Here is a 7,755-nt window from a genome sequence, read left to right as displayed (position 1 = left end):
CTCATGGGATGTTTTTGTATGTAATAACTCCAAAGATGACGAAGTGGCATTAAAAGAAAAAAGGAACGGTAATCAACCAAGACTACCGTTCCCCTTTATAAAAAAGCCGCACCGATGATGTGATGAAACTCCGAATGACATGATTTGAGCGCTCGTCCTCTTTGTAATCCACTGACTCAAAGGTTACCCCGAAGGGCGTGGCCCGCCATTGAGAAGCGAAGCTTGTCTCGGTATTTCATAATAGTTTGATGAGTTTCCCGATCCAATCAATGCGGCTATATTTTCTACAACAAATGTAGTAAGTTTCCGTCAAAGAAACAAGGAAAAACATGATTTTGTTTCCTTCTGACAAGACATTTTATATAATATCTCCCCTACTATAAGCAAAAAGTGCCGATTACTCATTCGTAATCAGCACTTTGTCAACTATTTGCTAAATAAACTTAAGCTGCTTTTGCTTTAGCTACGATAGCCTTGAAAGCTTCCGGATGGTTCATCGCTAAATCAGCCAAAACTTTACGGTTGATTTCGATTCCTGCTTTGTGCAAAGCACCCATCAGCTTAGAATAAGACATACCTTCCAAACGAGCTGCAGCATTAATACGCTGAATCCACAAAGCGCGGAAGTTTCTTTTCTTGTTCTTACGGTCACGGAACGCATAAGTCAAACCTTTCTCCCAAGTATTCTTGGCAACGGTCCATACGTTCTTTCTTGCACCAAAGTAGCCTCTGGTTAATTTCAAAATTTTCTTTCTTCTTGCTCTTGAAGCAACGTGATTTACTGATCTTGGCATAGTTTTACTAATTTTTGAATGTTAGCGCCATTACTTCACGCAACGGACTTAAAGCTAATGCATTCGGTTAATACTTTAAAATACTTTGTACGCTTTTTACTTCATTGCTAAGAGTTCCTTAACTTGGCTTACGTTTGTCACGTCAACTGTAGTTGAATGGCACAAGTTTCTTTTTTGCTTCTTAGTTTTCTTAGTCAAGATATGACTGTGAAAAGCGTGCTTTCTTTTGATTTTACCTGTTCCGGTAAGAGTAAATCTCTTTTTAGAACCGGAGTTAGTCTTCATCTTTGGCATCTTACTTATTTTTAAATTATTTAAATTATATGGCAACGCACTATACCTGTGGCGTTACTCATTTCTTTTTTATTCTTCTGTTTCAGCCGGAGCCGCTTTCGATCCTTCTGCGGATTTCGGTGCTGCAGGCTTCTTTGGTGCCTCTTTCTTTTTTGGAGAAAGCTGAATGGTCATTCTTTTCCCTTCCAATACCGGCATTTGGTCTACTTTCGCATAGTCTTCCAAATCATTGGCAAATCGCAGCAACAACACCTCCCCTTGTTCTTTAAACAAGATTGAACGACCTTTAAAGAATACATAGGCTTTCACCTTATCACCATCTTCCAAGAATCCTCTGGCATGTTTCAACTTGAAGTTGTAATCGTGATCATCGGTTTGTGGACCGAAACGAATCTCCTTCACATTTACTTTAACCTGCTTTGCCTTCTGTTCCTTCTGACGCTTCTTCAGCTGATAAAGAAATTTAGAGTAATCAACGATTCGACAAACAGGGGGTTGCGCGTTTGGAGAGATTTCCACGAGATCCACCTCACGCTCTTCGGCAAGCTTTAATGCCTGAGCTATCGGATATACGTTTGGTTCTACTTCATCGCCCACTATGCGGACTTCTTTGGCACGGATTTGCTCATTAATCCGGTATTGCCCTTTTAAGCTGTCATTTTTCATTAAATAACCTCTATTTCCAGTTTGTTTCTTATTTATTACTCCCAAATTATTATTTTTTAAATTAGATAAAAGCTATCTTTAAAACATCACTATATGCTATGCTTTTATAAGTGGGCGCAAAGTTACCATTTATTTATCATATTCTGAACTTCTTCGTTCAAAATTTTAGCAAATTCTTCAAATTTCATGGTACCCTTATCGCCTTCCCCTTGCTTGCGGACAGAAACTTCTCTATTCTCAGCTTCTTTTTCACCCACAATCAACATGTAAGGAATACGCTTCAATTCGTTATCGCGAATCTTACGTCCTATCTTCTCGTTACGCTCATCCACAATTGCACGAATATCGTATTGTTTCAAGAATTTCTTCACTTCTTGTGCGTAGTCATTGAATTTTTCGCTAATGGGCAGAATAGCCACCTGTTCAGGAGTCAGCCACAATGGGAATTTACCAGCCGTATGCTCAATAAGCACAGCAACAAAACGCTCCATAGAACCAAACGGCGCACGGTGTATCATTACCGGACGATGTTTCTGATTATCAGCGCCTGTATATTCCAATTCAAAACGCTCCGGCAAGTTATAGTCCACCTGAATGGTACCCAACTGCCAACGGCGGCCGATAGCATCTTTCACCATAAAATCCAACTTCGGACCATAGAAAGCAGCTTCACCATACTCAATTCTGGCAGTCAAGCCCTTTTCTTCACAAGCCTCAATGATAGATTGTTCAGCTCTTTCCCAGTTTTCATCGCTACCAATATATTTTTCACGATTCACTTTGTCACGCAAGGAAATCTGAGCCTCTACATTGGCAAAGTCCATGGAACGGAATACGATTGAAATAATATCCATCACACGCAAGAATTCATCCTTCACCTGATCGGGACGGCAGAAGATATGTGCATCATCCTGCGTAAAACTACGTACACGCGTTAATCCATGTAATTCACCACTTTGCTCATAACGACAAACTGTACCAAACTCAGCCAAGCGCAAAGGCAAATCTTTATATGATCGCGGAGAATTCTTATAAATCATACAGTGATGAGGACAATTCATCGGTTTCAAGAAGTACTCCTCTCCTTCTTCGGGCGTATGAATAGGTTGGAACGAATCTTTACCATATTTTGCATAGTGACCGGAAGTGATATACAACAACTTGTTACCGATCGGGGGAGTGATAACCTCCTGATAATCGTAACGTGCCTGGATACGACGCAAGAATTCCTGCAGACGCAAGCGCAACGCAGTCCCCTTCGGCAACCACATAGGCAGTCCTTTACCCACTGTGTCGGAGAACATAAATAAATCCATTTCCTTGCCGATCTTACGATGATCACGCTTCTTGGCTTCTTCCAGCATAGCCAGATATTCATCCAACATTTTCTTTTTCGGGAATGTGATACCATAAATACGCGTCATCATCTTACGATCCTCATGTCCACGCCAATATGCACCGGCCACCGACATCAACTTAATAGCCTTGATCGGCGCGGTAGTCATCAAGTGTGGACCACGGCATAAATCCGTGAAAGCACCTTGTGTATAAGTTGTTATGCGACCATCTTCCAATTCGGAGATCAACTCACACTTATAGTTCTCACCACGGTCACCGAATTTCTTCAATGCATCCGTTTTTGAAATATTTTCTCTTACAACAGCTTCCTTCTTCGCCACTAATTCTGCCATCTTGGCTTCAATAGCCAGAAGGTCAGATTCTTTAATGACAGCTTCACCCGGATCCACATCATAATAGAAACCGTTTTCGATGGCAGGACCAATACCGAACTGAATACCCGGATACAATTCCTGTAAAGCTTCGGCCAGCAAGTGAGCACTGGTATGCCAGAAAGCGTGTTTACCCTGCTCATCTTCCCATTTATAGAGAACAAACTCAGCATCCTCATTGATAGGACGTCCCAAATCATAAATCTCACCGTTCACGCCACATGCCAGCACTTCCTGTGCCAGGCGTGAACTAATACTTTCTGCAATCTGCAGTCCCGTTACTCCTTCGTTATACTCACGTACGGAGCCGTCTGGAAATGTTATCTTTATCATAATGTTGTGTATATTTCAATTTTCAGAACGCAAAAATAGCTAATTCTTTTTTGATATTTTATTTTTTAGCAAAAAAATGTTATTCACACGTATCGGTAAACCTCTTTATAATATTATAAGCCGATACGATACCCAATTCACCCGCCTTACTCAGATCTGTAATTCCCTGCTTGTTGTTACCCAAGAAGATATGAGTCAAACCACGGTTGAAATAAGCTTCAGCAAAGTCTTTGTTCAATTCAATAGCCTTATTATAATCCTCTAATGCCCCACGGTAATCTTTCAACATTGATGATACATTGGCACGGTTATAATAGCCATAAACAAAATCAGGAGCCAATTGGATGACATGATCCAAATCATTTTTCACAATATCATAATCTATTGACGTTACTTCTGGTTGTTTCTTACTATCGGAAGAAGCTCCGGGAACACCTTCAGTTAACTCAGCTTCCGCTTTTTTATATTCCAGCTGTTTGTAGCGCACCAATGCTCGCATGAAATAAGCCGGGAAGAATTTATCATCCAGCAAAATCGCCTGCGTAAAGTCATCAATGGAGCTGGCAAAGTCTTGAACCAAATAGAAGTCAAGCCCACGTAAGAAACGTTTCTTGGCATCTTTATCATCTGCTACAATATCCGAGGTATGCGAGTCGACCAAAGCAAAATGGAATCTCACTTGTTCTTCCGTCAACGGAGCTTCCATATTGGTGATGCGCAAAGGCTTCGGGAACAATTTAGAATGATTCAACTCCTCGATATACTTATGGAAATGAACGATACGTTTTACCTCGCTTAATTTCTCATAATAGGTCAGCGCATACATCGGTTCCATCTTGATAGATACATTCCGGTCCTGTACACGTCCGCGGTAATCACTCTTATACTTCTCATCCTGCTCAGAGTCGTCAGCAATCACAATCTTCCGGTAATTGTCCATATTCTTATCGGACTTCTTACGCGTCTTGCTCTTATCCTCACCATCCTGAGCATTATTATCTGCGACATCCTTATTATCTGCCGTAACTCCGTTACGTTTGTCAATCTGCATCTTCATGAGTTTGAATTCATCCTGTTCAGCCCCCTTACGATCACCGATCTTCTTACGAGCTTCAGCACGATGATAATATCCTGCCATAAAGTTGGGGTATTCATCAATCACTTTCGAATAATCACTGATTGCACCACGATAATTTCCGGTCTGCGCACGTAGCAAACCACGGTTGAAGGTTGCCATCATATTATCCGGCTCTATCTGCAGAACGAAATCAAAGTCTTCTATTGCACGGTTATCATCACCCACCTGAGCACGAAGCAAACCACGGTTATAGTGTCCGAGGAAGTTATTCGGATCAATATCCAATGCCAGATCATAATCACTCATGGCACCTCTCAAATTATTCTGATGAAAACGAGCCAATGCACGATTAATATAATTACCCGCATTCTTTGCACTCAAATGAATAGAATGATCCAAGTCAGCTTCAGCATCCGCATACTTTCCTTGTTGCAGACGGACAATAGCACGTGCTCCCCACCCGTCGGGATCATAGCGATCCATTTCAATCGCCTTTTCAAAATCATTCAAGGCCTGTATCGTATCTTTCTGCTTCAGTGATACTTCACCACGCATCAGATAAGCACGAGTATATCTGGGCGCTATTTTCAACAATTTCCCCAGATCCTCTTTAGCTGCTCCATAGTCCTCCTTCTGCATGTGGCAAAGAGAAAGATTATGCCACAAGACAAGATTTTCCGGATCATATCTCAAGGCTGTCTTATAATCCTCTATGGCTCCGTCATAATTATTCTGCCGGATACGAGCCAATCCACGTATCTGATAAGCGCCCACCACAAAAGGATTACGCTGGATAGCAGCATTACAGTCCGCTTCCGCACCTTGGAAATCATCCAAATTAATCTTTGCCAAACCACGAAAAAAGTAAGGCTCATATAAATAAGGCTTAGCGTTAATTACCTGGTTGAAATACTGGATAGAAAGCACATAGTCTTCAAAATACAATGCGTTACGCGCGATTGTCATCACCCGCTCCGTATTGATCTGCGCACACAGCAACGTTGGAAGTAACAGGAAAGCCGTCAGTATCTTTTTTATCATCTTGTCTTATAAATGCTTGTAAACGAAACAAATTTAATGCTTTTCATTTACCTAGCAGGATTAGCGGAAGACTTTTTATATTTTTTGAGCCTTTTATACCATATTATAAGATTGGCTTATTTCACAGTTTTCACTTTATACGTGCAATGAGCCTTGCCCTTCAACATCGCATTCAGTTTTCCCTTAATCATTTGTTTACGCAGGGGAGACAAGTGATCAATAAACATCTTTCCCTCCAGATGGTCAAACTCATGTTGCATCACACGCGCCAGATAACCTTCAACAACCTCATCATGCTCCACCATATCTTCATCCATATATGTAACATGAATTTTATTACCGCGTTTCACAGACTCATGGATACCAGGAAGACTCAAACATCCTTCTTCCATAGATATTTCTTCACCAGATACTTCAAGGATATGAGGATTGATATATGCTTTCCGAAAATTCTTATATTCCGGATAATCTTCAGACAGTACATCCAAATCTACTACAACAACACGAATAGGAAGTCCAATTTGTGGAGCAGCAAGTCCCACACCTTCTGCATGGTCCATCGTTTCGAACATATTCGCTATTAACTCTTTCAAACCAGGATAGTCGGGAGTAATATCTTCCGCCACTTTTCTCAATACGGGCTGCCCGTACACGTAAATGGGTAAAATCATTGTTTATCTAATTACAAATTATTAAATCACTATTATATATAAGTATATATACCTTATTATTATAAGGCAAAACGTTTATTCTCCAAATAACTTTGTAGGATAATAGTCGCACTGATTTCATCTACCAAAGCTTTATTCTGTCGATCTTTTTTCTTCAGCCCAGCCTCCAGCATAGTACGATGTGCCAAAACAGAAGTAAAACGCTCGTCAACATACTCAATAGGCATTGCCGGCAATTTTTTCTTCAACGAACGAACAAAAGGCTCTATTCGCTTCATATTTTCCGAAGCTTCATTGTTCATTTGTTTAGGAAGCCCTACAAGAATGCGTTCCACCGGTTCTTTTCCTACATAATCAAGTATGAACGTCAACAGTTCATGTGTAGGCACAGTTGTCAATCCGTTAGCAATCATTTGCAACGTATCGCTGACGGCTATCCCCGTACGCTTTTTACCGTAATCAATCGCTAATATTCTACTCATAATGGGCTACAAAATTACGATTAAAATTTGATATTTGCCTCATCTGCTGTCATAATAACAAAAAAGGAGGCCTAACTCATGTTAAGCCCCCTCTCTTGTTTAGAGTTTACAACTCTTTGCCCTATATCTTATTCCAGAATTACTACTCGGTTCAAATAGTTCTTACCGAACATGTTAGCAGTACCACCGAATCCAACGAGTTCGAGCTGATCCTTATTAACGCCTTCCTTAATCAATGCGTCGTAAACAGCCTGAGCACGTTTTTCAGACAACTTCTGGTTCCATGAAGCGCTACCCGTAGCCTTGTCAGCATAACCGGCAACTTTGTACTTCTTATCCGGGTTAGCCTTCAGAATCTTAGCGGCCAACTGGATGTTAACCATACCGTAATCATCGATACGAGCGCTACCAATCTTGAAGAAGATGGCACGAGGACCGGCAACTTCAATTTCCTTCACTACTTCCTTAGTTACAGGCTTAGCGTTAGCCAAAGCGTTCTTAGCGTTAGCCAGGTCAGCCTGAGCCTGTGCCAGTTCACTTCTGTACTTATTCACTTCGTTGTTGATAGCATTCTGATCAACTTTCGAGCCGCAAGCTACGAACTTCTTGCCACCGAAAGTATAGGTTGCACCTACAGTTAAGCCTACAATACCTTCAGTCTTAGCG

8 protein-coding genes are annotated in these 7,755 nt (G+C 41.1%); all 8 read right to left on the bottom strand.

Going from position 1 to position 7,755, the window contains the following annotated elements; translation table 11 throughout:
• Positions 1 to 443 precede the first annotated feature (443 nt).
• Complete coding sequence (gene rplT, locus BN161_RS26610) at positions 444 to 794, bottom strand: 50S ribosomal protein L20 (RefSeq protein WP_007214085.1); 351 nt, start codon at positions 792 to 794, stop codon at positions 444 to 446.
• 96 nt (positions 795 to 890) lie between these two features.
• Positions 891 to 1,088 carry a 50S ribosomal protein L35 gene (gene rpmI, locus BN161_RS26605; protein ID WP_007214084.1) on the bottom strand — a complete coding sequence of 66 codons (198 nt, stop codon included), beginning with the start codon at positions 1,086 to 1,088 and terminating at the stop codon, positions 891 to 893.
• A gap of 69 nt (positions 1,089 to 1,157) precedes the next feature.
• Positions 1,158 to 1,754 (bottom strand): translation initiation factor IF-3, encoded by a 597-nt coding sequence (infC, locus tag BN161_RS26600; RefSeq protein WP_044272088.1) that lies wholly within the window; start codon positions 1,752 to 1,754, stop codon positions 1,158 to 1,160.
• Between the two features lie 122 nt (positions 1,755 to 1,876).
• Complete coding sequence (gene thrS, locus BN161_RS26595; protein ID WP_044272086.1) at positions 1,877 to 3,817, bottom strand: threonine--tRNA ligase; 1,941 nt, start codon at positions 3,815 to 3,817, stop codon at positions 1,877 to 1,879.
• A gap of 79 nt (positions 3,818 to 3,896) precedes the next feature.
• Entirely contained in the window at positions 3,897 to 5,936 is a 2,040-nt protein-coding gene (locus tag BN161_RS26590; RefSeq protein ID WP_044272084.1) for a tetratricopeptide repeat protein, read from the bottom strand.
• A 116-nt stretch (positions 5,937 to 6,052) separates the two neighbouring features.
• The gene (gene def, locus BN161_RS26585; protein ID WP_044272082.1) at positions 6,053 to 6,607 is read right to left on the bottom strand and encodes a peptide deformylase; all 555 of its coding nucleotides are present in this window, start codon (positions 6,605 to 6,607) and stop codon (positions 6,053 to 6,055) included.
• Positions 6,608 to 6,666: 59 nt separating this feature from the next.
• Positions 6,667 to 7,089, bottom strand: coding sequence for a Holliday junction resolvase RuvX (ruvX, locus tag BN161_RS26580; protein ID WP_044272080.1), 423 nt, complete (start codon positions 7,087 to 7,089; stop codon positions 6,667 to 6,669).
• Between the two features lie 128 nt (positions 7,090 to 7,217).
• Positions 7,218 to 7,755 (bottom strand): OmpA family protein (locus BN161_RS26575; protein WP_044272078.1); only part of this gene is annotated, 538 nt, incomplete at its 5' end.

Source organism: Bacteroides timonensis (assembly GCF_000513195.1).
GTDB lineage: Bacteria > Bacteroidota > Bacteroidia > Bacteroidales > Bacteroidaceae > Bacteroides > Bacteroides timonensis.
Note: the sequence above shows the minus strand (reverse complement) of the source record. Positions and strands in the feature narration are given on the sequence as shown.

Excerpts from the sequence above, each read along its gene's own strand:
- rplT (WP_007214085.1), bottom strand. The coding sequence starts at position 794 with ATGCCAAGATCAGTAAATCACGTTGCTTCAAGAGCAAGAAGAAAGAAA.
- rpmI (WP_007214084.1), bottom strand. The coding sequence starts at position 1,088 with ATGCCAAAGATGAAGACTAACTCCGGTTCTAAAAAGAGATTTACTCTT.
- infC (WP_044272088.1), bottom strand. The coding sequence starts at position 1,754 with ATGAAAAATGACAGCTTAAAAGGGCAATACCGGATTAATGAGCAAATC.
- thrS (WP_044272086.1), bottom strand. The coding sequence starts at position 3,817 with ATGATAAAGATAACATTTCCAGACGGCTCCGTACGTGAGTATAACGAA.
- BN161_RS26590 (WP_044272084.1), bottom strand. The coding sequence starts at position 5,936 with ATGATAAAAAAGATACTGACGGCTTTCCTGTTACTTCCAACGTTGCTG.
- def (WP_044272082.1), bottom strand. The coding sequence starts at position 6,607 with ATGATTTTACCCATTTACGTGTACGGGCAGCCCGTATTGAGAAAAGTG.
- ruvX (WP_044272080.1), bottom strand. The coding sequence starts at position 7,089 with ATGAGTAGAATATTAGCGATTGATTACGGTAAAAAGCGTACGGGGATA.